The organism is Amycolatopsis rhabdoformis (genome assembly GCF_035918295.1).
In the GTDB taxonomy this organism is placed as follows: domain Bacteria; phylum Actinomycetota; class Actinomycetes; order Mycobacteriales; family Pseudonocardiaceae; genus Amycolatopsis; species Amycolatopsis rhabdoformis.
The window spans coordinates 4614860-4640998 of record NZ_CP142149.1; the positions used below are offsets into that span (position 1 = coordinate 4614860).

Below are 26139 nucleotides of genomic sequence, written 5' to 3' on the forward strand. Positions count from 1 at the left end.
CGAGGTTTTCTGACCGTCGGGCACAGAAAGAAGTGACAAACTAACTCCAGTTGGGATGACATTTCAAGACATGTTCACGTCGTCAGTGCAGGTAGCTGTAGCACTAACTGATTGGCCGAACAGGGCCGAGAACCGCGCAATCCGGTCAGACGACGGGCGAATTCGTGGCACCGGACGCGACCGTCGAAAGGCGGGCGGCTGCCGCCGGTCTCCGGTTCACGACCGTTCGTTGGCGCTTCCCTCACCGTCGTCCCACCGTTCTTGCCGCGGACCCGAACCGGGATTTACCTTGCGACGAGGGCCCATCGCAGCGCCCCGGTCCGACAGACCAAAGGCGGTCTCCCATGGCACAGGTACGCCGGTTCAACCCGAGCACCCGCGGCAGCGGTGAAGCGACGGTGTACCAGGCGTGGGAGCGATTCGCCCGCGGTGAAGACGATCTCCGCGGGGTGCGGCCGGAGATCGCGATCTCGTGGCACCGCTGCCGAGACCAGCACCGGGTCGACCCGGGCCTCACCGAAGCCCCGGCGGCCGTCGCGGAGGTCGGCCACGCGCTGGAGCACGACGTCGTGTTCGCCGAGCTCGGGTTCCGCGCCGCGTCCCTGGCGCACGAGGTCAGCTCACTCGGCGGCATCGTGACCATCACCGACGGCACCGGCCGCGTGCTGGCCCACTGGGGCGACCAGGCCACCAGCGAGGTCGCCGCCCAGGCCAACCTGGCCCGGTGGTTCTGCTGGTCCGAGGGCGCCACCGGCACGAACGGCATGGGCACCGCACTCCTTTCCTACGCTCCGGTGGTGATCCGCGGCGCCGAGCACTGGTGCGAGGCCTTCCACGAGTGGACCTGCGCCGGCGTGGCGATCCGGGACGTGGTGACCCGGGAACCGATCGCGGTGCTCAACATCTCCTGCTGGCGCGGCGAACTCCCCGGAACTGTGGGAGCCTGGCTGGGCAACACCGCCACCATGACGCAGCGCATCCTCCGCCGCCGCGCCAAGGACGACGGTGACGAACTCATGGCCGCCTTCAACCACGTCAAGTCGGGCTCGAACGCGCCGCTCGCGGCCGTGGACCCGGCGGGCCGGGTCGTGCTCGCCGACGACACGGCGGGCGTGCTGCTCGGCATCCCCGGCTCCACCCCGGCGCCCGAGCCCACCGTGCGGTGGAAGCCGGAGCTGCCCGAGTTCATCCGGGCCGCCAAGTACGCCGCCCAGCAGGCCGTGCGCAACCCCGGCTGGTCCGGCTCCACGCAGATCTTCACCCGGCTCGCGCACGAACCGACGTCGATCAGCTTCCGGCCGGTGTTCCTGACCGGGCACCTGGTCGGCAACGTCGTCACCTTCGGGGTGTCCGAAGGGGACCCGCTGCCCCGCTCGGCGGAGGACGCACCGCTTCGCGCGCAACCGCACCGCTTGGTCGCGACGCGCGAGAACCGCATGGTCCTGCTCCCCCTCACCGAGGTCTCGTTCGCCCAGTCCGACGGCAACGACGTGTGGCTCTCGGGCGACCAGGGGCTGCTGCGCTCCGCGCTGCCGGGACTCGACCGGCTCGAGGCCGAGCTGACCGACGCCGGGTTCCTGCGGGTGCACCGCCAGTACGTGGTGAACCTCAGCCGGATCCGGGAGGTCGAGCGCCGCGACAAGGGCGAGCTGTTCCTGGTCATGGACGACCCCGAGCAGACCCTCGTGCCGGTCTCCCGGCGCAACGCCGCGACCGTGCGCCGGGCCCTGGACATCTGACCCGGCAGCCCCCGCGGCTCGTCAGCCACGGTACTGGTGCACGTCGCACACGCAGTACATCAGCCGGCAGTCGAAGCACGCGGGTTTGTCGACGCAAGTGATGCACGGCCCGCAGTGCACCGGCTCGGTGTGCCGCTCGATCTCGTCGGGCCCGTAGCGCTCCCCGCAGTACAGGCACGGCAGGCGCACCTGCGTGTCGTCGTCGTTGCGGGTGGGCACGGAAGACTGGCTCATCACGTCACCTTCGTTTCCGTCACGGACTTTTCCTTGCCGACCAACGCCAAAGCACCGACCCGATGGCCGAGCCGTCTCGGGGGACGGCTCGGCCACCGGCCGGTGCGGAGGAACCTCGGGGAGCTATCCCGGGTCCCGCATCAGCGGAGTGCTGCGATCACAGGGAGAACACGATCAGCGCGGCACCGTGTCCCTGGCCCGACATGCCCGGGACGATGCCCTCGAGCCAGCCACCCCAGCCGACCGGCACCGCGACGTGCTGCTTGCCGTCGACCGTGAACGTGCTCGGGCTGCTGTGGTGCCCACTGCCGCACTGGAAGCTCCAGAGCTTTTCACCCGTCTGCGAGTGCAGCGCCAGGAACTCGCCTTCCGGCGTGCCGGCGAAGACCACGTCGCCCGCGGTGCTGAGCGTCGAAGCGGCCATCGGCATGGCGTTCATCCGGTGGCGCCACTTCTCCTCGCCGTGGGAGTCGAACGCGCTGACCGAGCCGGCCATGTTGTCGATGTCGACCTCGACGGCGGCACCCCAGTAGGGCATGCCTTCCTTGAACTCGCGACGACGCCGCGTGGCCGTGGCGCCCACGTCGGCCACCGGGACGTAGAACAGATCGTGGTCCGGGTTGTACGAGGCGTGCGTCCATTCCTTCGCACCGGCGGGGCCGGGGAAGAAGTGGCAGGGCTCGCCTTCCTTGTCCGGGTACTTGCGCGGGGTCACCTTGCCGTCGCGGGTGATCACGCCCCAGTCGATCCGGTCGACGAACGGCGTCACGTGCTGCAGCTCGCCGTTGGTGCGGTCCAGGACGAACATGTACCCGTTCTTGTCGAAGTGGGCCAGCAGCTTCTTGCCGTCCCGCTCGAACAGGGTCATCTCCATCGTGGAGTCGTAGTCCCACAGGTCGTGCGGCGTGAACTGGTAGTGCCACTTGATCTCGCCTGTGTCCACGTCCAGCGCGACCACGCTGTCGGTGTAGAGGTTGTCGCCCTCGCGGACCTCGCCGTCGAAGTCGGGAGCCGGGTTGCCGGTGCCCGCGTAGTACAGGTTCAGGTCCGGGTCGAACGTGCCGGTGACCCAGTGGTTCGCGCCGCCGCGCTGCCAGGCCTCACCGTCGTTCGGCCAGGTCTCCGAACCGGGCTCGCCCGGCTTCGGCACGGTGTAGGTGCGCCAGCGCTGCTCGCCGGTCTCGAGGTCCCAGCAGTCGATGTGCCCGCGCACGCCGTACTCGCCGCCGGCGGAACCGGTGATGAGCGTGTCCTTGATGACCAGCGGGGCGATCGAAGCGCTCTCGCCCGCGCGCACGTCACCGATGGTCTTCTGCCAGATCTTGCGGCCGTTGGTGGCGTCGAGCGCGACCAGCTGCGCGTTCTGGGTCACCATGTAGACCTTGCCGTTGGCCACCGCGCAGCCGCGGTTCACGTTGGCGCAGCACAGGGTCACGTCGATCGGCACCGCGTGCTTGTAGCGCCACAGCTGCTCGCCGGTCTTGGCGTCGAGCGCCCAGAGCCAGCCGTCCCAGCCGGTCACGAACATCACGCCGTCCACGACCAGCGGGCAGGCCTCGAACGCGTACGTGGAGGTGGACGCGATCATGCCGGACGCGCTCGCCTGGAAGATCCAGGCGACCTTCAGGTCCTTCACGTTGCCGGCGTTGATCTGGTCGAGCAGACTGTGCCGCTTGCCGTCGTAGTCGCCGTAGTAGGTGATCCAGTTGTCCGACTCGCTGCGCGCCCGGAGGATGCGCTCGTAGTTGACGCCGCGCGTCACGTCCGGCGCGCTGTGCGGCAGGTTCGACAACTTGCTGTGGTTGAACGCCTTTCCGGCGTCGACGTATTCGAGAGTCATGGGGGTTCCTGCCTTTCTACGGCCGCGGCTGCGCGGGTCGGTCGAGCTTGGCCTCGGGCGGCACCTCACCGGTCACGACGATGGCGGCCATCAGACCCCGGCCCTCGTCGTTGCCGGCCGGCGAGCCGTACCAGTAGCAGCCGGGACCGTCCAGCTCGAGGGTCGCGGTGCCCTTCGAATGGTTCAGCAGACCGATGAACTGCCTGTCGCCGTTGCTGGGCAGCAGGCAGGCGTGGGTGTTCTTGTCGTCGTTGATGATCGTCAGCTCGAGGACACCGGAGTGCGGCATGATCAGCACACCCGGGTCCCACGTCATCGCGTCCTCGTGGATCGTGATGGTCGCTTCCATCGTCCCGTCGGCACGCTCGGTCGCTTTCGCGATCGTGCCGGACCCGAGCACGGCACCGATGGTGGCCTTGTTCTGTCCGCTGAGCTCGGACAGGAGATCATCTCGTTCCTGGGCGATCGTCATCGGACTTCACCTCCTCGTCAACAAGATGGGGCAGTCAGACCGACTTCGCGGAAAACGGTCTGCGCGAAAGTGTCGGCACTACAGGGTCGAATGTGAATTTTCCTTGCCCTGTAACGAGATGTGACCCTACCTCCGTTCGGACCATTCCGGAACCCGTTGCCAGATAATGGCTTTGCTCCGCCGTTCGCCCGCCGAGAGGTACCGTTCACCCGGAGGACATCAGCGCGGCTCGAACCGGTCGAGCTCCATGACCTTCGCCCAGGCCGCCACGAAGTCCCGCACGAACTTGCCGCCGGCGTCGTCGCTCGCGTAGACCTCCGAAAGCGCTCTCAACTCCGAGTGCGCTCCGAAGAGGAGATCGACCCGGCTCGCGGTCCACTTCACCTCGCCGGTGGCCCGATCACGACCCTCGTAGAGCCACGTGAAGGCGCCGCCGCCCGGTTTCGGGGCCCACACGGTCCCGAGATCGAGCAGGTTCACGAAGAAATCGTTCGTCAACGTCCCCGGCCGGGACGTCAGCACGCCCGTGCGCGATCGGCGGTGGTTGGCGCCGAGCACCCGCAACCCGCCGAGCAACACCGTCATTTCGGGCGCGGTCAAGGTCAGCAGGTCCGCCCGGTCCACCACCAGGTGCTCCGGAGGCAGCCGGAAACCCTCACCCAGGTAGTTGCGGAAGCCGTCCGCCGTCGGCCGCAGCGGGCCGAACCACTCGACGTCGGTCCACTCCTGGGTCGCGTCGGTGCGCCCGGGCCGGAACGGCACGGTGATCTCGTGGCCGGCGGCCGCGGCGGCGTGTTCCACCGCGGCGCACCCGCCGAGCACGATCAGGTCGGCCATCGAGATCCGTTTGTCCCCTGCTTGCGCGGCGGTGAACCGGTCCTGGATCGCTTGCAGGGCAGGGAGAACGACCGCCAGCTGCTCGGGTTCGTTGACCGCCCAGCCGTTCTGCGGTTCCAGCCGGATCCGCGCCCCGTTCGCCCCGCCGCGCTTGTCGGTGTCGCGGTAGGTCGAAGCCGAGGCCCACGCGGTGGCCACGAGCTGCGCGGTCGTGAGGCCACACCCGAGGATCTCCCGCTTGAGCGCGGCGACGTCGGCGGCGTCGACCAACTCGTGGTCCACGTCGGGCACGGGGTCCTGCCAGATCAGGCGTTCGGCCGGAACGAGCGACCCCAGGTAGCGGTGCACCGGGCCCAGGTCGAGGTGCGTCAGCTTGAACCACGCTCGCGCGAACGCGTCCTCGAACTGGTCCGGGTGTGCCAGGAAGCGGCGGGAAATGGCTTCGTAGGCGCGGTCTTCCTGCAACGCGAGATCCGTGGTGAGCATGACCGGGTGGTGCTTCACGTCCGGGTCGAACGGGTCCGGCACGGTGTCCTCACCCTGTCCGCCGCTCGGGATCCACTGCCACAGGCCCGCCGGGCTGAGCTCGACGTCCCAGGTGTACTCGAACAACGTCTCGAAGAACGTGTGGTCCCACGTCACCGGCGTGCGGGTCCACATGCCCTCCAGCCCGGTGGTGACCACGTCCGGCCCGATGCCGCTGCCGTGGCCGCCGGCCCAGCCGAGACCCTGCGCGGTGAGCGGCGCGGCTTCGGGCTCGGGCCCGGACACGACGTTCGGGTCGGCCGGGCCGTGGGTCTTGCCGAAGGTGTGCCCGCCCGCGATCAGGGCCACCGTCTCCTCGTCGTCCAGGCCCATCCGCTTGAACGTCGCGCGGATGTCGCGGGCCGAGAGGCGCGGGTCGGGGTTGGTGGCGGGACCCTGCGGGTCGACGTAGATCAGCCCCATTTCGGTGGCCGCCAAGGGTTCGTCGAGTTCACGCAGGCCGCTGTAGCGTTCTTCGGCCAGCCACGTGCGTTCCGGTCCCCAGTACGTTTCGTCGGGCTCCCACACGTCGACCCGGCCGCCGCCGAACCCGAACGTCCGGAAGCCCATGGACTCCAGCGCCCGGTTGCCCGCGAAGACCATCAGGTCCGCCCAGGAGATCCGCTGCCCGTACTTCTTCTTCACCGGCCACAACAACCGGCGCGCCTTGTCCAGGTTGCGGTTGTCCGGCCAGCTGTTCAACGGCGCGAAGCGCTGCATCCCGGTGGCCGCGCCGCCGCGCCCGTCACTGACGCGGTAGGTGCCCGCGGCGTGCCAGGCCATGCGTAACACGAGCGGGCCGTAGTGCCCGAAGTCGGCGGGCCACCAGTCCTGCGAGGTGGTGAGCACCTCGTCGACGTCGCGTGCCAGCGCGTCGAGGTCCAGCGTGGCGAACTGCGCGGCGTAGTCGAAGCCGGCGCCCAGCGGATTGGCGGCGGGATGGTTGCGCCGCAACGGTTTCAGGTCGACGCGCTCGGGCCACCAGTCCTCGTTCAGGTACCCCGACTCCGGGTGGCCGCGGCGCCGGCCTCCCTCGCCCAGGACCTTGTCGTAGGTGCGGTAGACGTGGGTGTCGGGATTCTCGGGCATCGGTCTCCTCCCAGTCCACTGAGCCGGTCCACTGAACCGGTCCGATCAGCCGGCTCTCCGCGCGCGCAACGTCAACCGAAGACCAGCGGCAGCAGAATCGCCGCGCCCAGCAGCGAGATCCCGCTGACCAGGTCGGACCGGACCCGGATGATCTTGGCCGCCATCCGCCCGACGTACAGGCCGACGAACGACATGACCACGGTCATGGCGCCGAACACGAACATCGGGATGATGAGCGAGAACCCGGCGAGACCCAGGCCGGCGCCGGCGATGAAGTTGTCGATGGACAGCGAGAGCGGCATCCCGAAGAGCGTCATCCACGGGTGGTCCATGTCCTCCGGCTCCGGGTTCCGGATCGCGCTGACGATGAAGTACACGCCGTAGAGGCCCAGCACCACGGCGCCGACCCAGTCGGCCGCTTCGCCGAGGAAGTCGCCCAGGAAGCGCCCGAGGAACCCGCCCAGCAGCGGCCCCACCGCGTCCCACAGCCCGAAGACGAGGGAGACCTGCAGGGCGCGCTTCCAGCCGAACGGGATGGTCCCGATCGCGATGGACGAGCGGAAGTTGTCGAGACTGAGGCCGAAGGCGAGCGCGATCAGCGGAAGGAATTCGAGATTCACGGGGAACCACCTCGGGAGAAGGGACCAGGGTGGCACAAAGCCCCGGCCCGGTGGGGGTCCGGGAGCCGGGGCCTTGTGCGAGCGCGGGAGTGGTCCGATCGCGGATCTCGGCCATCCGCCGCGGCTACGGGAAAACTGGTGGAACGGGCCCACCGGGCCCCGCGTTGTCAGCCTCGGTAGAAGTAGCCGGTGGCTTCAGCGCACACCTCGACGACCGTGTACTCCGGAGTTTCCCACTTCATGTCTTGCTCCTCCTGTCGACTGCGCCCGGCGATCGGGCGAAAACCGGACATCCGTGCCCGCGTAACTCCGAGGAAATCGTCACGAAATTTCGCGGCCATGAACGAGCATCTGGGATTTCACGGAGCGGCCGCAACCGACCTTGAACCAGCGGACGGCAACCGGTGCCGAACGGCGGCCCCGCGCCGACGAGCGGGACGGGCGGGGCCACCGGCGGTACCCCCCGTTCGGCGGCCCGCGCGGGCGCCGGATCCTACGCTGAGTAGCAGTCGATCTTCTTCCGCCGATCGGGTTCCGCCGCGGCGGGGCCATAGAAAATGCCAAAGGGAGCCGAAAGCAATCCCGATGACAAGTGGCGCCGCATTCCGAGAATACGGATTTATTCTGGTGCGGTGCGAATCTACCTGGGCTCCGATCACGCCGGACTCGAACTGAAGAACCATTTCGCCGAGCGCCTCGCCGGGCACGGCCACGACGTGACCGACGTCGGCCCCCACGAGCACGACGCCGAAGACGACTATCCGCCGTTCTGCATCGAAACCGCGCGCCGGGTCCTCGCCGACCACGGCAGCCTCGGCCTCGTGATCGGCGGCTCCGGCAACGGCGAACAGATCGCGGCCAACAAGGTCCCCGGTGTGCGCGCCGCGCTGACCTGGAACGTCGACACCGCCCGCCTCGCCCGCCGGCACAACAACGCCCAGCTGGCCGCGCTCGGCGCCCGGATGCACTCCGTCGCGGAGGCCGAGCTGATCGTGGACGCCTTCCTCGGCACCGAGTTCGAAGGCGGCCGGCACCAGCGCCGGATCGAGCTGATGGCGGAGTACGAGCGCACGGGCGAACCGCCCGCGTTGCCCGGAACCCGCTCTTCAGCGCCCTGACCGCAAGCGAACCGGGGGCCGCCGACCTCGGTCGACGGCCCCCGGTTCGGTGCGGGAGGTGCGGCTCAGGCTCAGGTGAGCCGTTGTTCGCGTTCCGACTCGACGATCCGCACCGTGCCCGGCCGCGAAGACACCACAATGGACTGGGTGGTGATGCGGCCCGCGTGGTGGCGGACCCCGCGCAGCAGCTCGCTGCCGGTGACACCGGTGGCGCAGAACAGAATGTCCTCGCCGCGGACCAGGTCGCCGGTGTGGAGGGTCTTGTCGGTGCCGTCGAGGCGGACGCGGACCTGCAGCGCGCCGCCGAGGCAGGACAGCGCGGCGGCGGCGATCACGGCTTCCGCGGCTCCCCCGCTGCCGAGCAGCACGTCGATCGTACTGGCCGGCCGGGCCACGGCGATCGCACCGGCGAGGTCGCCGCCCTCCAGCAGGTGCACGCGGGCGCCCGCGTCGCGGATCGCGTGCACGAGCTCGCGGTGGCGCGGCCGGTTGAGCACGCCGACCACCACGTCCGACACCCGGATGTCCTTGACCGCGGCGATCGACCACAGGTTCTCCGCGATCGGCCGGGTGATGTCCACGACGGCGCCACAGCCGGGGCCCACGGCCAGCTTCTCCACGAGCGCACCCGGCGGCGCGTCGTAGAGCGCGCCCCGCTCCGCCACGGCGATCGCGGCCAGGGAGTTCGGCACGTCCCCGAGCGGTGCCAGGGCACCGTCTCCCGCGGTGAGGGCGAGGTCGCACACCGGCCCCTCACCGAGGCCGGCGTCCTCGCCCCGGAACAGGATCGGGGTGCCTTCCTCGCCGATCGCCACGGTGCCCCGCATCGGCACCGACCGGAGGTGTTCGTGCATCGCGTGGGTGGCGGCGATCCGGCCGCTGCCGCGTTCACCCCGCCCGACCCACCGGCCGGCCGCGATCGCGGCGGCCTCGGTCACCCGCACGAGCTCGAGCGCGAGGGACTGGTCAGGTCCTCGCGCGGCTCCGGTGGCAGCCCATTCCTGAACGCTCATCACTCTCGATCCACTCGAACCGGCAACAACGGGGAAGCCGCGGGCGACCGGACCGAACCCGCTCGGCAGATCCGGTCGCCCGCGGCGATCAGGGGCTCAGCGAGCGGCGAAGTTCGCGGCGGCGCGCTCGGCGAGCACCTTCTGGGCGGCGGCCCGGTTGCCTTCGTCGCCGCGCCAGGTCTCCAGCGCCGGCCCGACGAGCGCCCGGCCGAAGGAGAAGGTGAGCTCCCAGGGCAGCGGGTCGAGCTTCTGCATCGCCCCGAGGTGCTGCGTCGCCACCTCCGGGCTCTGCCCGCCGGACAGGAAAGCCATGCCCGGCACCGACGCCGGCACGGTTTCGCGCAGCGTCTCCACCGTGGCCGCGGCGACGTCCGCCACCGACGGCTGCTCCCCGCTGCCGGATCCGGCCACCACCATGTTGGGCTTGAGCACGATGCCGTCGAGCTGCACCCGCATCAGGTCGAGCTCTTCGAACAGCTCGGCGAGCACGGCGGTCGTCACCTCGCGGCAGCGGGCCAGCGAGTGGTCGCCGTCCATCAGCACCTCGGGCTCCACAATGGGCACCAGCCCGCCCTCCTGGCAGAGGCCGGCGTAGCGCGCCAGCGCGTGCACGTTCGCCCGCACCGCGGCGTCCGACGGCGTGCCTTCGCCGATCGTGATCACCGCGCGCCACTTGGCGAACGTCGCGCCGAGCCGCACGTAGTCCGCGACGCGTTCGCGCAGCCCGTCGAGCCCCTCGGTGATCTTCTCCTCCGGCGAGCCCGCCAGCGACTTGGCCCCGGTGTCGACCTTGATCCCGGTGAGGATCCCGATGTCGTCGAGGAACTGCGGGAACGTGCGTCCGTCGGACACCTTCTGGTGGAAGGTCTCGTCCGCGAGGATGACCCCGCTGATCGACTCGCTGAGCCGAGGCGTGGTCACGATCAGCTCCCGGTACACCCGGCGGCTCTCCTCGGTCGGTTTCACGCCGACCTTCTCCAGACGGGAGGACATCGTGCCGATGCTCTCGTCGGCGGCGAGGATGCCACGCCGGTTCGACAGCATGGTTCGCGCGATCTTGTTCAGGGCAGACACTGGCGTTGCTCCTCCTGTGTTCGACACCGGACGGTGTGGGGTGGGCGGTGCGGCTCAGGCGATCGACTCTCGGACGTCCATCGCCAGGTTCGGGTTACGCGGGCGCGCCCGTTTGCGCGAGCCCGCTTCGCGCGGTTTCCGGCCCGGCCCGATCACCGGGACCGGCGTGCCCTTCGACGCGGCGATCTCCACGAGCTCGACCGCACACTCCGGCAGGCCCCGGCGCTCGCTCCACGCCGCGTAGAGCGGTTTGGCCGGCATCTCCCGGTCCACGGCCACGCGGTGCAGCCGTCCCTCGGCGAGCTCGGACTGCACGGCCGAAAGGTTCAGCACGGTCACCCTCCGGCTGTTCGCGACCGTCTGCTTGATCGCGGAGGTGGACGGGAACTCGACGTAGCCGCCCGGCCCGCCGCCGATGCCCAGCAGCTCGTCGGTGAACTCCCGCAGCCCGGAGCCGCGCTCACGCAGCACCAGCGGCTCGGCCGCGAGTTCCCGCACCGGCACCGGAGTGCTGCGCACGGCCCACGGATGCCGCGATCCGACCACCACGGCGAGCCGGTCCTCGCAGATGAAGCGGGTCACCATCTCGTCGCGAAAGTGGTGCGGCCCTTGGCTTCCCGCGTGGCACCAGCCGTCGATGAAAGCGAGATCGACGTGACTTTCCCGGATCAGCTGGTGCAGCGTGTCGACGTTGCCGGTCCGCACTTCGACCCGGGCCTCGCCGAACGAGGACCCGAGCCGGTTCAACCACTCGGGGATCAGGTGCTCCGAGATCGCCGGGCTGCCGGCGACGCGCAACCGCTTCTCTTCCGAGGAACGGGCGCCGGAGCCGAACTCCAGCAGCTCGCGCGCCGCGTGCATCACGTTGCGGGCGTACTTCGCCAGCATCTCCCCGTCTTCGGTGAGCTTCGAGCCGGCGGGAGAGCGTTCGAGCAGCCGGAGACCGAGCCGCCGTTCCATCGCGCTGATGCGGATGCTGGCGGCCGGCTGGGAAAGGCTGTGCGCCTGCGCGGCTTTTCCCACGCTGCCGTAACTCTCCACCGACAGCAGCAAATCGAGGTCGGCGAGCTGAGGCATCTTGGACGGAAGAACCATGGTTTCACCCTCTCGCTCGGAAACCGGCGACTCGCCGTGACCACGAGAGTGCCCGCGGTGGAATGGCCTGGTCAATCGGCCGGGAACGAACGCGCACCGGGCGAGAATGAACGGTGTGCCGGTGGTCATCTACGGGCCGGCCGCGGCGTTCGGCGACGGTGATCTGGCTCACTGTCCCGTTCGTCGCACCCACCGCCCCGTTCGTCCTCGGAGGACTCCCGTTCGTTCACACCGGTTCGGGCACCGCGGGGGTCAACGCTCCAAATCCGCCGTGTCACAGGCGCGCGCCGCGCGCGCGAGAAGGAGTTCCGCCCGCTCCTCGCGCACGACCTTGACCACTGCGCCGGACAGCACCTCGCTCGCCACCAGATCACCGATGTCGGCCAGCACGCGCTGCTCGGCGAAGGTGTAGCGGGGAAAGAGCGCGTGGGCGAACGCGAGCACGAACTCGGGCCGCCCGTCCACCCGGTCGGCCAGCGCCCGCAGGTAGCGATCCGCGTACGGGGTGAGCACGGCCTCCTGGCCCGGTTGCCGAAACCCTGCGAGGACAGCCTTTTTCTCCGCGAGCGAGAGGTCGTCACCGAACAGACGGGTCCACGCCTGCTCTTTCGCGGCAGCAGTGGGACGCGCCGCTTCGGCCTCGAGCGCGTTGCGGCGTCCGCTGTCGCCGGGGTCGGCCGCGCGCGCGAGGTCGAGCAGCCCGTCGAGCTCGCCTCCGGTGGCCGCAAGGCGGACCAGCGCCCGCCACCGCAGATCCCGGTCCACGTCCAGGCCCGGCCACGGCGATCGCCCGCCCCCGAGCTCGGCGAGCAGGCCGTGATCGGCGACGGCGCTCACGAGCGCCCGCGCGAGGACCAGCTGCCGATCACTGCCCGCCGCGGCGTCCGCCAGCTGCTCGTGCAGCCGGTGCGCCAAGGGGAAGTCCGCGGCGCCGTAGACCTGCACGGCCGTGACCGCGCGCTCCAGCAGCGCTTCCACCACACCGTCGGTCTCCCGCGGTCCGTGCGTGAGAACGGCCTGCGCGTAGGCGCGGGCCGGCAGCCGCGCGTCGAGCACGTCGTCCCACAGCGCTCCCCACACCACCGCCCGCGCGCGCGGATCATCCAATGTGGACAGGCCGCGCAACGCCGTCCGCCGAGACCGCGGATCGAGCCTGACCTTGACGTGGCCCGCCGCGTCGGCGTTGGGCACCAGCAGATCGGGGCTGCCGAACTCGTCCAACGTGGCTTCGAGCCTCCACGGAGTGAGCGACACGCGCGGGTGCCGAACCCGCAGCAGTTTTCCGTCGCGGTCGTCGTACGCCGCGATCGTCAGTTTCAGGTGGCGAGGCGCGACGTCCGGATCGGACAGTTGCCGCACCCGACCCTCCCTTCGCGACACCTCGACCGTGTTCACGCCGGGCCGTAGCAACCACTCGGTCACCCACCGGTCGACGACCCCGTCCGACACCTGCCGCAGCGCCGCCACGAAATCCTCGAGGCCGGCGTTGCCCCACGCGTGGGCGCGCAGGTACGCGCGAACCCCGGCGGCGAACGACGTCCACCCCACGCGCTCGGCGAGGTCGTGCAGCACCGCCGCGCCTCTCTTGTAGACGATCGGGCCGAAGTTCACCCGGGCCGCATCCGTGTCCGGCGTGTCGACGCGGATCGCGTGGCTCGTGGGCAGCCGGTCGGCGTGCCGGGCCGCGGGCAGGGCGTGGTGCGTGTAGGCGGTCCAGCCGTCCCCGTACGGCGTCACCACGGTCTGGGCGTGCACGGACATCAGCTCCGCGAACGCCTCGTTCAGCCACAGGTCGTCCCACCAGCGCAGGGTCACGTAGTCGCCGAACCACATGTGCGCCATCTCGTGCAGCAGCACCTCGGCCCGGCGGCGCCGCTTGTCCTCGATCACGCGGTGGGCGAACAGGAACCGCTCGTTGAGCGTGACGCAGCCCGGGTGTTCCATGCCCCCGAAGGCGTATTCGGGCGCGAAGACGTGGTCGTACTTGGCGAACGGGTACGCCAGGCCGAACAGGCGGCGGTAGTGGTCGAGACCGCGGCCGAGCACCTCGAAGATCTCGGGTGCGTCGGCGCGCAGCTGCGCGAAGAGTGAATTCCGCGCGTACAGCGCCAGCGGCACTCCGTGGTGGCTGGACCTCAACCGGCGAAACGGGCCCGCACAGAACGCCACCAGGTACGGCGGCAGCGGAGGCGTGCGACCGAAGCGCCACGTCGAGCGCCCATCGGGCAAGGGCACGGGCACGGGATCGGTGTTGGCGACCACGACCCAGCCCTCTTCGGCGGTCACGGTCAGCTCCACCGTGGCTTTCAGGTCGGGCTGGTCGAAGCAGGCGAACACGCGGTGCGCCGCGAACGGCTCGAACTTGGTGTGCAGGTACACCTCGCCGTCGAGCGGATCACGGAACCGGTGCAGCCCTTCGCCGGTGCGCGAGTACGGCGCGGTTCCGGTCACCCGGACCTCGTTCACGCCGGGTCGCACAGTAACCCGAACGCGCGGCCCGTGCTGCGCGTCCGGCACCGCGCGGCCGTTGCACTCGACCGACTCGACAGCACCGGCGAAGTCGAGGAAAACGACGGCGTCCGCGGTCCGAGCCTGGAACCGCACGACCGTGCTCGTCATGAAGGTCCGCTCCCCCGCGGTCACGTCGAGGTCCACCGCGTAGTGGACGTGCGAGATCTCGGCCGACCGCGCCGCCGCCTCGTCCCGCGTGAGCGTGTCGCGGACGGCAGCGCGGCCTTCGAGGGCCACCGGTCAGGGCTCTCGCGCCGAAACCGTCGGCCGGCGGTACACGAGCTGCCCGTCGCCGGCGTCCTCCTGGTTGGCCCGCACGAGCGCGTCGAGCACCAGCCCGTGGTCGGGCGAGTGCTGGCACACCGGGTCGGTCCGGGCGGCGTCGCCCGTCAGGGCGAAGGCCTGGCACCGGCAGCCGCCGAAGTCGATCTCCTTGCGCACGCAGCTGCGGCACGGATCCGGCATCCAGTCCGTGCCGCGGAACGCCTCGAACGCCTCGGACTTCGTCCAGATCCACGCGAGGTCGTGGTCGCGCACCGAGGCGAACTCCATCGTCGTGATCTCCGCGGCGACCGGGCACGGGTAGACCACGCCGTCCGGGGACACGGTCAACGCCGACTGCGCCCAGCCGCCCATGCACGGCTTGGGATAGGGCTCGTAGTAGTCCGGCAGGATCCAGAGCATTTCCATCTGCCGGGCGAGCTCGGCCTTGCGGCGTTCGTAGACGCCGACCGCCTCGTCGAGCTGCGGCTTGCTCGGCATCAGCAGCTCGCGGTTGCGCAGGGCCCAGCCGTAGTACTGGGCGTTGGCGAGCTCCAGCCGCTCGGCGCCCCACTCCACGCAGACGTCGATGATCGCGTCGAGCCGGTCCAGGTTCAGCCGGTGCAGAACCACGTTCATGTTCAACGGCAGGCCCGCGTCGCGGATGATGCGCGCGGCCGCCTCCTTCTTGTCGAACCGTTTGCTCGCCGCCACCAGGTCCGTCGATTCCGCGGCGTCGCCCTGGATGCTCAGCTGCGCGCTGTTGAGCCCGGCCGCCACGAGCGACTCGGCCCTGCGCTCGGTGAGCCCGAGGCCGCTGGTGATCAGGTTGGTGTACAAGCCGAGGCGCCGGCACTCGGCGACCAGCGTCTCCAGGTCACCGCGCACGAGCGGTTCGCCGCCCGAGAAATGCACCTGCACGACACCGAGCTCGGCCGCCTGCCCGATCACCCGCGTCCAGTCCTCGGTGGTGAGCTCGTCCTGCCTTTCCAGCAGCGCCAACGGGTTCGAGCAGTAGACGCAGTGCAGCGGGCACTGGTGCGTGACCTCGGCCAGCAGCCCGAAGGGCTGGGGTGCCCCGCTCATTTCACCACCACCCAGCCGCGTCCACTCGCGTCCTCGAGGAACGACATCACGTCGTTCTCGAGGTCCGTCGCCTGGAAGTCGCGCTCGAGCTGCTCGACCAGCTCCCGCACGGTGCGGCTGCCGTCGCAGAGCCCGAGGATCGCCGCGCCGGACTTGTTCAGCAGCACCACCCGTTCCGGCAGCAGGAGCAGCTCCACGTCCCGGACGCTGTCGTGTTTCAGCATCGCCTTGGTCGCCAGCCGCGGGGTGGCCGTGAGATCGCCGCCCGCCATCAGGAACTCTTGCCGTAGGCGAGTTCGACGGCGTCCAGCAGGCTCCAGAGCACGTCGCACTTGAACTCCAGCGCCCGCGCGCACGCGTCCTGCTGCTCCCGGGTCTTCGCGTTGTTCAGCACCAGTTCGAGCAGGTGCGCGATGTCCTTGGGCTGCTGCGTGAGCCGCGCCCGGAAGTACTCCAGGCCTTCGGTGGCGATCCACGGGTAGTGGGCGCGGACGTCGGTGATGCGCCGACTCAGCAGATCCGGGGCGAACAGCTCGGTGAGCGCCGAGGCCACGGACTCCAGCCATGGTTGCCGTCGGCAGAAGTCGACGTAGGCGTCGACGGCGAAGCGCACGCCGGGCAGCACCGTGTCGTTGTCGAACAGGTGCTCGCGGGTCAGGCCGACGGCCGCGCCGAGGCGGACCCACTTCTCGATGCCGCCTTCGTCGCCCGTGCGCCCGTCGTGGTCGATGATGCGCTGGATCCACCGGCGCCGGTCGTCGCGGCCGGGGAGCTTGGTCAGGATGAACGCGTCCTTCACCGGCAGGTTGACCTGGTAGTAGAAGCGGTTGCGCACCCACCCCCGGAATTCCTCTTCGGTCAGCGTGCCCGCGTGCATCCGTTCGTTGAACGGGTGGAGGTGGTGGTAGCGCTTCTCTCCGATCGCCCGCAGCCGCGCTTCGAACTCTTCCGTGGACCCAGCGTTCATACTTCCACTTCCAAACCGGCTCGGCCGACCTCGATGCCCAGGCCCGTCAGCCACTGCCGCTCCCGGGACGCTTCGTCGAGAATCGGGTTCGTGTTGTTGATGTGCGTGTAGATCTTGCGGTCGGCCGCGAGCGCGGCCAGCGCGCGAGCGGACCCGTCCGCACCGCTCACGGGCATGTGTCCCATCGAGCGTCCGGTCCGCTTTCCCGCTCCCTGGCAGGACATCTCGTCGTCCGTCCAGAACGTGCCGTCGAGGAACACGCAGTCGGCCGCGGCCACCTGCTCGGCGAACTGCTCGTCCCAGCGGGGCAGCGTCGGCGCGTACACCACCGTGCCGCCCGTGACCGTGTCCTCCAGGCGGAAGCCCACTTCCCACTCCGACGAGGAGCCGGAAGCCGGCGAGTGCCGCCCCTGCCCGACGTAGCGCGGCGGCTTCGACCCGGTCTTGAAGGGGGTCACGCGCACCCGGTCGGTGAGCTCCAGCGGCTTGCCGATTTCGAGCCGGGACCAGGAGAAAGCCGCGTAGTCACTCACCAGTTCCCGGACCGGGAACGACGACGTGAGCGCTTCGAGCACCGGCGCCGTGCCGTACACCGTGAGCGTCGATTCCTCCCGCAGCATCAGCAGGCCGATGGTGTGGTCGAACTCCGCGTCGGTGAGGAGCACCCCGGCGACCGGCGTCTCCCGGATCCCCGGACCTGGGTGCAGCGAAGGATCCGCCGCGATCTGGTGGTGGACGTCGGGAGTCGCGTTGAGCAGGAACCACTGCTCACCGTCGCCCGACACCGCGATCCCGGCGTGCATCGACGCGACTTCGGGCTTGGCCCGGGCCGTGCGGCACCCGGCGCAAGCGCAGTTCCACTGCGGAAATCCCCCGCCGGCCGCCACTCCGAGACAATGGACGAACACGGCGCTCAACCCCGCCGGAGGCCGGGTTCGGAGCGGACCCCGCCCACCGCGGAATCAGGCGTTTGCCACCTCATGGCGTCCTCCCGCACTTTTCGGCCTTCGGCCCGGCTTGTCTTCGACAAGGTTCTGGGCCCGTGCCCGGGCCTGGCAACCGGCCGCGAACGACCGGCACCGGATCACGGACGAACGGCGACGGCCCCGGCACGAGCGGTCCCGGGCGGCGGAGGCTATTCGGGGTGCGCATGGGGGGATTGTGTTTGCGCATGTGCCGGACTGTTGCCGCGTTTCGGGTGAGCGGGTGATCGTGAGACGACTTGGCCGATCTCGTTTCCCCTGAGGAGTTTGTTGTGCGGTTGCAGGTGGCGTTGGACGTGTTGGATCTCCCTTCGGCGTTGACCCTGGCTGGTCAGGTTGCCGACCATGTCGACATCCTCGAGCTGGGTACGCCGTTGGTGAAGGCGGCGGGAATCGCGGCGGTGAGCGCGATCAAGGCCGCGCACCCGGACAAGCTGGTGTTCGCGGACCTGAAGACCGCGGACGCCGGTGAGCTGGAGGCGGCGCTGGCGTTCGAGGCCGGCGCGGATCTGGTCACGGTGATGGGGACGGTCGACGACGACACCATTCGTGGTGCCGTGGCGGCGGGAACCAAGTACGGCAAGCAGGTCGTGGCCGACATGATCGGCGTGGTGGAGGGACGGGTCGCGCGCATCCGCGAGGTCTCGAAGCTGGGTGTGGCGTTCGTGGAGATCCACGCGGGTCTGGACGAGCAGGCCCGGCCGGGGTATTCGATCGACCAGCTGCTCGCCGACGGGCGCGCGGCCGGCGTGCCGTTCTCCATCGCCGGCGGGGTGAAGGTCGACACCATCGGCTCGGTGCGCGAGGCCGGTGCGGTGGTGGCCGTCGCGGGCGGCGCGATCTACAACGCCGCCGACCCGGGCGCCGCGGCCGCCGAGCTCAAGAAGCACGCCACCCGCTGACCCCACCCGGCTCACCGGCACCGCGCCGGCGGGCTCCAGAGACAAGGGAGCCGGTATGGCAGACCAGAAGTCCCGTCCACGCGACAGCTACGGCGCGTTGATGCTGCAGGCCGCCGGCGTGCTCCGGCTGCGCTACGTGAAGTGCGGCCAGGACAGCAGCCTGTCGGCCGCCGCGGCGAGCGAGCTGGCGGACACCTTCGAGGGCGTCGCCCACGGGGATCCCGCGTTCGACCAGCTCGATCCGAAAGAGGCGATCGCGCTGGCGCACCGCCTGCTCGACGACGACCACCCGGAGCTGTCGACGATGTGGCCCGGCAGCCCGTGACCGACCGGGGGTCCACCGGCCGCGTGCGCCGGCCGGTGGACCCCCGCCCGCTCGGCCGGTCCGGTGCCCTGAGTCCCGTGCTCTGAGTCCGCTGTCGCGGCCGCCCCGCCCGACCGGCACCCGAGGATCATTCGCAGCTCAACGAGGAGTTCCACGATGACCACCACTGAAGTTGCCGTCGAAGCCCCCACCACCCGCTCCGTACCCGTCGGCGATCCCGCCATGATCGGCGTGCCGACCTTCATCGCCGGCGCGACCGCGCTCGGCCTGGTCCTGACCGGCTACGTCCCCGCCGCCGCCGTCGGCGCCTCGATCGCGATCATCCTGCCCGCGACCGGCATCGGCCAGCTCGTGGCCGCCGTGTGGGCGGCCGCCCTGGGCGAGAGCGCCGTGGCCGCCGTGTTCGGCATCTTCGCCGGCTTCTGGCTCAGCTACGCCGCCCTGGTGCTCGGCCTGACCCACAACTGGTTCGGCATCACCCCCGACGCCGCGATCGCGACGCAGGGGCTGTTCCTGATCGCCTGGCTGATCACCATCGGCCTGCTGACGCTGACCACGCTGCGCCTGCCCGCCGCGTTCACCCTGCTGTTCGTGCTGGTGGACCTCGCGCTCGCCCTGGTGCTGTACGGCACGGTGGGATCCTCCACCGGGGCCACCACCGCCGGTGGGTACGCGGTGTTCGCCTTCACCGCGGTCGGGATCTACCTGTTCGCCTCCGCCGCCTCCGTCGCCACGGGCGGCAAGCCGCTGCCGATGGGCCGCCCGGTGGTGCGCTGAACTGCGACCGGGTGGGCGTGTCCGCTCACCGCCCACCCGGTGCGCGCCAAGGCCCGCGGTCGCGGGCTCCGGTGGCGTCCGAAGTGGATGTTCGCGGCGGGTCGGAGGACGGTGGTCCGGCGCAGCCGACCTCGGCCAGCGTCAAGCGTCACCCTCGGCGGCGTTGTCCGCATCGAACTCCGCCTGGCTCCGCCGGACCAGCACCTGGTTCTCCGCGGACCACCCGGCCAGACCCAGCACCGCCGACAGCAGTGAAGCCCCCAGCGTCGTCAAGCCGTATTCGACGCGTGGGGGCACTTCTGCGTGGGAAATCCGCCGGACGAAACCGTCGCGTTGCAGTTGCTTCAGCGTGAGGGTGAGCATTCGCTGGGAAATTCCCGGCACCGCCGCGGCCAGGTCGGAATAGCGCAGCGCACCGCCGTCGAGAATGCCCAGGAGGGCCACGCTCCATTTGTCGCCGACGAGGTCGAGGATCTCGCGGATGAAGTCCGCGTCCCGGTCGCCCCACTGCGCGCACGCGCTCGGCGTCTCGGCCACGGTGCGGCGGACGTCGGTGCGCACGGCTTTGAAGTCCTTCACGCGTTCACCGTACCTGCGCGCGTCACGTCGGTCACGAACAGCGGTGTTCGTGCCCAGGTCGGCCGAAACGAACAGCCGTGTGCCTTTTGCACGCCGATTCCTCCCGACGCACGATCGCCTCCGACGCAGCAAACGCGAATCGAGGAGGCGCCCCGTGGACGTCGAATTCTGGTCGGACGTCGTCTGCCCCTACTGCGGGCTGATGGACCACCGGCTGCACACCGCGATCGACCGGTTCGAGCACGGCGCGCGCGTGCGGCTCGTGCACCGGTCGTTCCAGCTGCACCCCGACCTGCCGCGCGAGGGCGTGTCCCAGCGCGCGTTGCTGGTCCGCTACGGCGTGCCGCAGAACGAGGAGCGGGTGTTGCGCCCGCTGGAACGCCTCGCCGAAGCCGAGGGCCTGGTGCCCTACCACGCCGTCGAGCGCACGCTGGGGCCGACGGACCTGGCCCACCAACTGCTCGCCTTCGCCTCCGAGCAGGGGCGCGGCGCCGAGATCTGGACCGCGATGTTCCGCGCCCACTTCGGCGAGGCGCGGCCGTTCTGGACGCGGGAGGACGTGCTCGCCTTCGCCGCCGAGGTCGGGCTGGACCGGGACGACGCCGCGGCCGCGCTCGACAGCCACCGCTACCGGGCCCGCGTCGCGGCCGACCAGCGCGCCGCCGAGCGGCTCGGCGCTCACGGCACGCCGTTCGTGGTGCTCGACGGGGCCTACGCGCTCAATGGCGCGGTGAGTGTCGACGACCTCGTGGCGGCGCTGCGGACCGCGTGGACGGCCGGCCACCACGACCTGGTGCCGCTCGCCGACGCCGGTGGCACGTGCACGCCCGACGGCTGCCTCGTCCCCCGCACCTGACCTTCGCCTTCCGGAAAGAGACCCATGTCCTACCTCCTGCGCATCGACGCCTCCGCTTCCGGCGCGGCGTCCTTCTCCCGCCGCGTCGCCGACACCTTCACCGCGGCGTGGACCTCGAAGATCGTCACGCGAGACCTCGCGCTCGACCCGGTCGGGCACCTCGGCGCCGCGGGGATCACCGCCCGCACCACGCCGGCCGCCGAGTGGTCCACCGACCAGGCCGCCTCCGCGGCGCTGCAGGACGAGCTCGTCGAGGAGTTCCTGGGCGCCGAGGCGTACCTGTTCGCCGTGCCGATGTACAACTACTCGATCCCCTCGGCGTTCAAAGCCTGGCTGGACCACGTGATGATCCCCGGCCGCACCATCGGCCTCGGCCCGAACGCCGCGCCGACCGCGGGCCGCCCCGCCGTGGTGGTCTCCGCCCGGGGCGGCGGTTACGGGCCCGGCGCTCCCCAGCACGGCAAGGACTACCTCGTGCCCGCGCTGCGGACGCTCCTGAGCGACACCGTCCTCTTCGGACTCGACGTGCACTTCATCACGCCGGAGCTCACGTTCGCGCCGACCGTCGCCGAACTCCGCCACCTGCTGCCGCGGCACGAGGAGTCGCTCGCCGAATCCCACGCCCTGGCGCGGAAACACGCGCTGGAGCTCACGATCCGGCCGCGGGCGGCCCACGCCGTCCACGCTGGAGAGCCGAGCGTCACGACGGGTTGACGCGCACGGAACCCGGCGTCGCCGAACCCTCCAGCCAGGCGCGACCCTCCTCGTACAGCTTCTCGACGACGGATCCACGGAGCCCGGGCAGATCGCGCATGACGCGGTGGCCGTTGTCCTCCTGCAGGTAACCGAGGTGGCGGTAGCCGGGCGGGAAGCTCGCCAGCGCGGCCGCGTCGAGCCGCAGCGACTGCGCCGGATCGACCACGTCCATCCGGTCGGACTCGTAGATCGGCTGGCGGCGGACGATCCCCCAGCGGCCGTCGCGGCGTTCGACGAAGTCGTAGAACCGGCCGGTGCACGTCACGTCCACGAGCGTGCCGTGCACCGGCGCGCGCTGCTCGATCTTCATCTTCGTCTGCGCGATCGCCCGGTCGCCGGCGACGTCGCAGGTGAAGCCGCCGAGGAAGTGCAGGATCTGGCCACCCGCCTCGAACGCCGCGCGGCTGACGTCGATGAACTCGGTGAACGGACCCTGGAACCACGTCGCGGTCATCCAGCCGTCGGCGTGCCAGACCGTCGCGAACCGGTCCCACTGCGCGGAGTCGCGGTGCAGGGCCCAGTCCTCGACGAGCTTGCGGATCGTGTCGTTGTCGCTGTGCAGTGCCATGCGCACACCCTTCCCGCCCGGCGAACCGCGTGTCGACGCTCGCCTTCCGCCGGGCAGAAGGGCTGGACGTCTTGTCCACCACATCGGGCGGGCACTCGGGCGCGGGTTTGCTACGTTACATACTCTCCATGTAACGTAATATCCCCGAGAGGATCCCCATGGCCGAGCAGACCAAGGTCACCGTCGTCTACTACTCCTCCACCGGCACCACGCACGCGCTCGCCCAGGAGATCGCGGCGGGAGCCGAGAAGGCCGGTGCCGAGGTCCGCCTCCGCAAGGTGGGCGAGCTCGCGCCCGAGGCCGTGATCGCTTCGCGCCCCGCGTGGGCCGAGCACGTCGCGCAGACCGCCGACGTTCCCGTGGCCACGGCCGACGACCTGGTGTGGGCCGACGCCGTGGTGATGGGCTCGCCGACCCGGTTCGGCAACGTCGCGAGCCAGCTCAAGCAGTTCCTCGACACGCTGGGCCCGCAGTGGGCGCAGGGGCTGCTCGCGGACAAGGTGTACTCGGGCTTCACGACCACCGACACCGACCACGGCGGCCAGGAATCGACCCTGCTCGCGCTGTACACGACGTTCCACCACTTCGGCGGCATCGTCGTCGCCCCCGGCTACACCGACCCCGTGAAGTTCGCCGACGGCAACCCGTACGGCAGCAGCCACGTCGGGCGCCGCGGCGAGGCGCCGGTCGACGACACGGCCCGCGCCGCGGCGCGGCACCAGGGCGAACGCGTCGCGCGGCTCGCCGCCGCGGTCAAGACCGCGGCCTGAGCCCGCCCGTGTCGGGGAACGCGCGGGAGCCGGGCCGATCGTCGATCGACCGAGTGCTGGCCCTGCTCGACGCCTTCGACGGCGAGGACCTCACCCTCGCCGACCTCGCCCGCGGCTCCGGCCTGCCCCTCACCACGACCCACCGCCTGCTGGCCGCCCTCGAACGCTGGGGCGGCGTCGAGCGCGACGCGGACGGCCGCTACCGCGTCGGCGTGCGGTTGTGGGAGCTCGGCACCCGGGCCGCGGTGCCGGCCGGCCTGCGCGACCGGGCGCTGCCGCTCATGCAGGAGCTGTACGAGGCCACTCGCGAAAACGTGCAGCTCGCGATCCGCGACGGCCACGACGTGCTCGTGGTCGAGCGGCTCACCGGACCGCGGGCCGTGCCCACCGTGACCGAGGTCGGCGGACGGCTGCCGCTGCACGCCACGGGCGTCGGCAAGGTCCTGCTCGCGGCCGCGCCGACGGACGTCCTCGCCGACGTGCACCGGCACGGCCTCGCCCGCTGCACGCCCTACACCGTCGCCACGCCCGGCCGGCTCGCCACCGCGATCGCCACCACGCGCGACACCGGTTTCGGCACCGTCCACCAGGAGATGACCCTCGGCACGGCCTCGATCGCGGCCCCCGTTTCCGACGGCCGGGGCGGGCTGCGGGCGGCGCTGGGGCTCGTCGTGCACTCCCACGTCGACGTGTCGCGTTACGCGGCCGTCGTGCGGAACGCGGCGGACGAGATCTCCCGCCGGATCTGCGCCGGGTGAGGACGGGCCGCGCAGGCACTCGGCCCGCGCGGCCCGTCCTCGCCGCTTCGTCGCGATCGCCCCGCGATGGGCAGCAACGGTGAACGGGCCGAGCAGGCATCCAGCCCGCTCGGCCCGTTCACCGATGCTCAGTCTCCGGTGGTCACTCGCCGGCGCTCAGCCCCACCGGTCGCACCGAGTCCACGGCGGCCGTGCGCGAGTCGGCCGGAACGCCGGCCCGGACGGGCCGCGAGACCCGGGCGAGCGCGAACACCGCCCCGCTCGCCACCAGGAGCACCGCGCCCATCACCACGAACACCGTCCGGGCCGCCGTGCCGCTGCCCAGGGCGAACCCGACCAGCAGCGGCCCCAGGATCCCGCCGACACGGCCGATTCCGAGAGCCCAGCCGACGCCGGTCGGGCGGATCCGCGGCGGGTACAGCACCGTGGCGAGCGCGACCACGCTCATCTGGCCGCCGGTGACGCAGGTCCCGGCGAGGAACGCCGCGCCGAGCACGAGCCAGCTCTGCCCGGTGACCGCGAACGCGAGCACCGCCACGAACACCGCGCCCAGCAGGTACACCACGCCGAGCGTGCCGAACGGGCCGCGCCGGTCCATCATCGGCCCGATCACGAGCGCGGCGGCGATTCCGCCGATGGTGGTGAGCGCGGTCGCGAGCACCGCGGTCGAGGGTGAGTGCCCCAGCCGCCCGAGGATGGTGGGCAGCCAGCTTTGCACGGCGTAGAACACGCCGAGGTTGAGCATGAACGCGAGCCACAGGAGCGCGGTGCTGGCCAGCCAGTGGCGCCGGACCAGTTCCACCAACGGCGACCGGGGCTTTTCCGCCGTGGAAGCGCTTTCGGCGGGCAGGACCTCCGTTTGCGGGTCGAGGCCGGGGTGCAGCCGGCACAACGTCGCGCGGGCCCGGGCCGCGTTGCGCGGCAGGAGGTGGCTCGGAGAGTCGGGCAGGAGCCCCAGCAGCACGAGCGCGAGCACCAGCGGCAGCACGCCGCCGAGCACGAACATCGGCCGCCACCCCCACGCCGGGATCACCGCGCCGGAGATCAGGCTCGCCGCCACGAACCCGAGGGCCAGCCAGCAGTAGATGAACATGACGAACGTGGAGCGGCGCCGGGCGGGCGCGAACTCGCTGGCCAGCGCCACGGCGCTCGGGATCGCGGCCCCGAGCCCGGCCCCGGTCAGCAGCCGCAGCACGATCAGCTGCGTTTCGTTGCCGGCCACCGCGCAGAGCACGGTGAACACGCCGAACAACGCCGTGGCCACGATCACGAGCTTGCGGTGTCCCACCTTGTTCGCCAGGGGTGAGAGCACCAGGTAGCCGATCATCAGCCCCACGATCGACGCGGAGAAGATCGGCCCGAGCGCGGCCACCGGCAGGGACCATTCCTTGGCGACGGCCGGGGCGACGAAGCTGATCGCCTGCGTGTCGAGGCCGTCGAGGAACATGACCAGGCCCGTGAGCGCGAGCACGAGGACGTGGAAGCCGCCGACCGGGCGCTCGTCGATCAGCTCGTCGAGGCGCACGGTGCGGCGCGGTTGTTGAGTAGGCACGGCCAGCTCACCTTTCGTAAGGGATGCACGGCCCCCCGATAACTGGGTGTGACAAAGGAAAGCGGGAACTCCCGGATCTCCCCCCGGAGGTCCGGCCCGCGCGGCACCGACCGCCGAGGTCAGTCGCCGTAGAACGTGGTGAAGGTGTCGACCGGTTCGCGGCCGGTCCGGAAATCGCTCAGGCGGTGGCCGGGGTCGGCGTGGCCGAGCGCGAGTCCGCAGACGACGATCTGGTCGTCCGGGATGTTCAGGTGGCGCCGCAGCACCGGGTAGAAGTCGATGAACGCGGCTTGCGGGCACGTGTCGAGCCCGGCGTGGCGGGCGACGAGCATGAGCGCTTGCAGGAACAGACCGGCGTCCACGAGCGCGCTGGCGAGCGTGCTGCGGCTCACCGTGAGCACCAGCCCCACCGGCGCGCCGAAGAAATCGTAGTTGCGCCGGTGGTGCGCGAGGCGCCCGTGGGCGTCGTGCGCCTCGATGCCGAGCGTCTCGCCGTACAGGCGTTCGCCGAACACCTTGCGCCGGCCCCGGAACGGCTCTTCCCAGTCGTCCGGCGCGGGCTGGAACGGGTACTCGGTCTCGGCGACGCGCCCTTCGCCGTCCAGCGCGCGCCACAGCGCCTCCGTGAGCCGTTGCTTCGGCTCGTCGGTGAGCACGTGCACGTGCCAGGGCTGCGCGTTGGAATTGCTCGCCGAGCGCGAGGCGAGCGCCAGCAGGCGCTCCACCTCCGCCCTCGGCACGGGCGTCGGCAGGAACGCCCGCACGCTGCGCCGGGTCAGCAACGCGTCGACGACGGTCGCGGCCTTCGTGTTCTCCATCGGGAACCGGCTCA

General features: G+C 70.8%; 26 protein-coding genes. 9 read left to right on the plus strand and 17 right to left on the minus strand.

Annotation, left to right across the window (positions count from 1 at the left end; all coding sequences use genetic code 11):
* Window positions 1–344 precede the first annotated feature (344 nt).
* On the plus strand, window positions 345–1739 hold the full coding sequence (locus tag VSH64_RS21050) for a DNA-binding protein (RefSeq protein ID WP_326837348.1): 1395 nt from the start codon (window positions 345–347) through the stop codon (window positions 1737–1739).
* A gap of 21 nt (window positions 1740–1760) precedes the next feature.
* Here VSH64_RS21050 and VSH64_RS21055 read toward each other — a convergent pair whose 3' ends face one another.
* The 5 genes from VSH64_RS21055 to VSH64_RS21075 form a co-directional block, all read right to left on the minus strand.
* A complete protein-coding gene (locus VSH64_RS21055; protein ID WP_326837349.1) occupies window positions 1761–1973 on the minus strand; it encodes a recombination activating protein 1 in 213 nt (70 codons plus the stop codon).
* Between the two features lie 157 nt (window positions 1974–2130).
* Window positions 2131–3813, minus strand: a complete 1683-nt coding sequence (locus VSH64_RS21060) for a PQQ-dependent dehydrogenase, methanol/ethanol family (protein ID WP_326837350.1) — start codon at window positions 3811–3813, stop codon at window positions 2131–2133.
* Between the two features lie 16 nt (window positions 3814–3829).
* The gene (locus VSH64_RS21065) at window positions 3830–4285 is read right to left on the minus strand and encodes an MSMEG_3727 family PQQ-associated protein (protein ID WP_326837351.1); all 456 of its coding nucleotides are present in this window, start codon (window positions 4283–4285) and stop codon (window positions 3830–3832) included.
* Window positions 4286–4504: 219 nt separating this feature from the next.
* Window positions 4505–6736, minus strand: a complete 2232-nt coding sequence (katG, locus tag VSH64_RS21070; protein WP_326837352.1) for a catalase/peroxidase HPI — start codon at window positions 6734–6736, stop codon at window positions 4505–4507.
* A gap of 71 nt (window positions 6737–6807) precedes the next feature.
* Complete coding sequence (locus VSH64_RS21075; protein ID WP_326837353.1) at window positions 6808–7356, minus strand: manganese efflux pump MntP; 549 nt, start codon at window positions 7354–7356, stop codon at window positions 6808–6810.
* Between the two features lie 632 nt (window positions 7357–7988).
* On the opposite strand from VSH64_RS21075, the gene VSH64_RS21080 reads away from it, so the two are divergent.
* Window positions 7989–8474, plus strand: a complete 486-nt coding sequence (locus tag VSH64_RS21080; RefSeq protein ID WP_326837354.1) for a ribose-5-phosphate isomerase — start codon at window positions 7989–7991, stop codon at window positions 8472–8474.
* Between the two features lie 71 nt (window positions 8475–8545).
* Here VSH64_RS21080 and VSH64_RS21085 read toward each other — a convergent pair whose 3' ends face one another.
* From VSH64_RS21085 to pqqB, 8 genes are all read right to left on the minus strand, one after another.
* Complete coding sequence (locus VSH64_RS21085; protein WP_326837355.1) at window positions 8546–9487, minus strand: fructose-bisphosphatase class II family protein; 942 nt, start codon at window positions 9485–9487, stop codon at window positions 8546–8548.
* 96 nt (window positions 9488–9583) lie between these two features.
* Window positions 9584–10561: a class I fructose-bisphosphate aldolase gene (locus VSH64_RS21090; protein WP_326837356.1), complete on the minus strand. Its 978-nt coding sequence runs from the start codon at window positions 10559–10561 to the stop codon at window positions 9584–9586.
* A gap of 54 nt (window positions 10562–10615) precedes the next feature.
* Complete coding sequence (locus VSH64_RS21095; protein WP_326837357.1) at window positions 10616–11656, minus strand: LysR substrate-binding domain-containing protein; 1041 nt, start codon at window positions 11654–11656, stop codon at window positions 10616–10618.
* 252 nt (window positions 11657–11908) lie between these two features.
* Window positions 11909–14404 (minus strand): aminopeptidase N, encoded by a 2496-nt coding sequence (gene pepN, locus VSH64_RS21100; RefSeq protein WP_326837358.1) that lies wholly within the window; start codon window positions 14402–14404, stop codon window positions 11909–11911.
* A gap of 3 nt (window positions 14405–14407) precedes the next feature.
* A complete protein-coding gene (gene pqqE, locus VSH64_RS21105; RefSeq protein ID WP_326837359.1) occupies window positions 14408–15514 on the minus strand; it encodes a pyrroloquinoline quinone biosynthesis protein PqqE in 1107 nt (368 codons plus the stop codon).
* A complete protein-coding gene (gene pqqD, locus VSH64_RS21110) occupies window positions 15511–15786 on the minus strand; it encodes a pyrroloquinoline quinone biosynthesis peptide chaperone PqqD (RefSeq protein ID WP_326837360.1) in 276 nt (91 codons plus the stop codon). Before pqqD ends, pqqE begins: the two co-directional genes overlap by 4 nt.
* Window positions 15786–16481 (minus strand): pyrroloquinoline-quinone synthase PqqC, encoded by a 696-nt coding sequence (gene pqqC, locus VSH64_RS21115; protein ID WP_326837361.1) that lies wholly within the window; start codon window positions 16479–16481, stop codon window positions 15786–15788. Before pqqC ends, pqqD begins: the two co-directional genes overlap by 1 nt.
* Window positions 16478–17389 carry a pyrroloquinoline quinone biosynthesis protein PqqB gene (pqqB, locus tag VSH64_RS21120; RefSeq protein WP_326837362.1) on the minus strand — a complete coding sequence of 304 codons (912 nt, stop codon included), beginning with the start codon at window positions 17387–17389 and terminating at the stop codon, window positions 16478–16480. Before pqqB ends, pqqC begins: the two co-directional genes overlap by 4 nt.
* A 347-nt stretch (window positions 17390–17736) precedes the next feature.
* On the opposite strand from pqqB, the gene hxlA reads away from it, so the two are divergent.
* The 3 genes from hxlA (at window position 17737) to VSH64_RS21135 (ending at window position 19468) form a co-directional block, all read left to right on the plus strand.
* Entirely contained in the window at window positions 17737–18366 is a 630-nt protein-coding gene (hxlA, locus tag VSH64_RS21125; protein WP_326837363.1) for a 3-hexulose-6-phosphate synthase, read from the plus strand.
* Window positions 18367–18421: 55 nt separating this feature from the next.
* The gene (locus tag VSH64_RS21130) at window positions 18422–18691 is read left to right on the plus strand and encodes a hypothetical protein (protein WP_326837364.1); all 270 of its coding nucleotides are present in this window, start codon (window positions 18422–18424) and stop codon (window positions 18689–18691) included.
* A gap of 156 nt (window positions 18692–18847) precedes the next feature.
* Window positions 18848–19468, plus strand: coding sequence for a GPR1/FUN34/YaaH family transporter (locus VSH64_RS21135; RefSeq protein WP_326837365.1), 621 nt, complete (start codon window positions 18848–18850; stop codon window positions 19466–19468).
* Window positions 19469–19609: 141 nt separating this feature from the next.
* Here VSH64_RS21135 and VSH64_RS21140 read toward each other — a convergent pair whose 3' ends face one another.
* Window positions 19610–20047 (minus strand): winged helix-turn-helix transcriptional regulator, encoded by a 438-nt coding sequence (locus tag VSH64_RS21140; protein ID WP_326837366.1) that lies wholly within the window; start codon window positions 20045–20047, stop codon window positions 19610–19612.
* A gap of 154 nt (window positions 20048–20201) precedes the next feature.
* Between VSH64_RS21140 and VSH64_RS21145 the strand changes: the two genes are divergently transcribed.
* On the plus strand, window positions 20202–20903 hold the full coding sequence (locus VSH64_RS21145) for a DsbA family oxidoreductase (protein WP_326837367.1): 702 nt from the start codon (window positions 20202–20204) through the stop codon (window positions 20901–20903).
* Between the two features lie 24 nt (window positions 20904–20927).
* Window positions 20928–21617 (plus strand): FMN-dependent NADH-azoreductase, encoded by a 690-nt coding sequence (locus VSH64_RS21150; RefSeq protein ID WP_326837368.1) that lies wholly within the window; start codon window positions 20928–20930, stop codon window positions 21615–21617.
* On the opposite strand, the gene VSH64_RS21155 is transcribed toward VSH64_RS21150, so the two are convergent.
* Window positions 21604–22227 carry a nuclear transport factor 2 family protein gene (locus VSH64_RS21155; RefSeq protein WP_326837369.1) on the minus strand — a complete coding sequence of 208 codons (624 nt, stop codon included), beginning with the start codon at window positions 22225–22227 and terminating at the stop codon, window positions 21604–21606. The two genes, VSH64_RS21150 and VSH64_RS21155, sit on opposite strands and share 14 nt — an antisense overlap.
* A gap of 158 nt (window positions 22228–22385) precedes the next feature.
* Between VSH64_RS21155 and wrbA the strand changes: the two genes are divergently transcribed.
* Window positions 22386–22997 carry an NAD(P)H:quinone oxidoreductase gene (gene wrbA, locus VSH64_RS21160; protein ID WP_326837370.1) on the plus strand — a complete coding sequence of 204 codons (612 nt, stop codon included), beginning with the start codon at window positions 22386–22388 and terminating at the stop codon, window positions 22995–22997.
* Between the two features lie 8 nt (window positions 22998–23005).
* A complete protein-coding gene (locus VSH64_RS21165) occupies window positions 23006–23755 on the plus strand; it encodes an IclR family transcriptional regulator (protein WP_326837371.1) in 750 nt (249 codons plus the stop codon).
* A gap of 142 nt (window positions 23756–23897) precedes the next feature.
* Here the strand turns inward: VSH64_RS21165 and VSH64_RS21170 are convergent, their stop codons facing one another.
* Both VSH64_RS21170 and VSH64_RS21175 read right to left on the minus strand, forming a co-directional pair.
* Window positions 23898–25307: an MFS transporter gene (locus VSH64_RS21170; RefSeq protein WP_326837372.1), complete on the minus strand. Its 1410-nt coding sequence runs from the start codon at window positions 25305–25307 to the stop codon at window positions 23898–23900.
* A 119-nt stretch (window positions 25308–25426) separates the two neighbouring features.
* Window positions 25427–26125 (minus strand): nitroreductase, encoded by a 699-nt coding sequence (locus VSH64_RS21175; RefSeq protein ID WP_326837373.1) that lies wholly within the window; start codon window positions 26123–26125, stop codon window positions 25427–25429.
* Window positions 26126–26139 lie beyond the last annotated feature (14 nt).

Bases quoted from the DNA above. Each gene is read 5' to 3' on its own strand.
- VSH64_RS21150 (WP_326837368.1), top strand. From the start codon at position 20,928: ATGTCCTACCTCCTGCGCATCGACGCCTCCGCTTCCGGCGCGGCGTCC.
- VSH64_RS21135 (WP_326837365.1), top strand. From the start codon at position 18,848: ATGACCACCACTGAAGTTGCCGTCGAAGCCCCCACCACCCGCTCCGTA.
- VSH64_RS21050 (WP_326837348.1), top strand. From the start codon at position 345: ATGGCACAGGTACGCCGGTTCAACCCGAGCACCCGCGGCAGCGGTGAA.
- VSH64_RS21095 (WP_326837357.1), bottom strand. From the start codon at position 11,656: ATGGTTCTTCCGTCCAAGATGCCTCAGCTCGCCGACCTCGATTTGCTG.
- VSH64_RS21060 (WP_326837350.1), bottom strand. From the start codon at position 3,813: ATGACTCTCGAATACGTCGACGCCGGAAAGGCGTTCAACCACAGCAAG.
- VSH64_RS21055 (WP_326837349.1), bottom strand. From the start codon at position 1,973: ATGAGCCAGTCTTCCGTGCCCACCCGCAACGACGACGACACGCAGGTG.
- pqqE (WP_326837359.1), bottom strand. From the start codon at position 15,514: ATGAGCGGGGCACCCCAGCCCTTCGGGCTGCTGGCCGAGGTCACGCAC.
- VSH64_RS21155 (WP_326837369.1), bottom strand. From the start codon at position 22,227: ATGGCACTGCACAGCGACAACGACACGATCCGCAAGCTCGTCGAGGAC.
- pqqC (WP_326837361.1), bottom strand. From the start codon at position 16,481: ATGAACGCTGGGTCCACGGAAGAGTTCGAAGCGCGGCTGCGGGCGATC.
- VSH64_RS21175 (WP_326837373.1), bottom strand. From the start codon at position 26,125: ATGGAGAACACGAAGGCCGCGACCGTCGTCGACGCGTTGCTGACCCGG.
- pqqD (WP_326837360.1), bottom strand. From the start codon at position 15,786: ATGGCGGGCGGCGATCTCACGGCCACCCCGCGGCTGGCGACCAAGGCG.
- VSH64_RS21130 (WP_326837364.1), top strand. From the start codon at position 18,422: ATGGCAGACCAGAAGTCCCGTCCACGCGACAGCTACGGCGCGTTGATG.
- VSH64_RS21065 (WP_326837351.1), bottom strand. From the start codon at position 4,285: ATGACGATCGCCCAGGAACGAGATGATCTCCTGTCCGAGCTCAGCGGA.
- VSH64_RS21085 (WP_326837355.1), bottom strand. From the start codon at position 9,487: ATGAGCGTTCAGGAATGGGCTGCCACCGGAGCCGCGCGAGGACCTGAC.
- wrbA (WP_326837370.1), top strand. From the start codon at position 22,386: ATGGCCGAGCAGACCAAGGTCACCGTCGTCTACTACTCCTCCACCGGC.
- katG (WP_326837352.1), bottom strand. From the start codon at position 6,736: ATGCCCGAGAATCCCGACACCCACGTCTACCGCACCTACGACAAGGTC.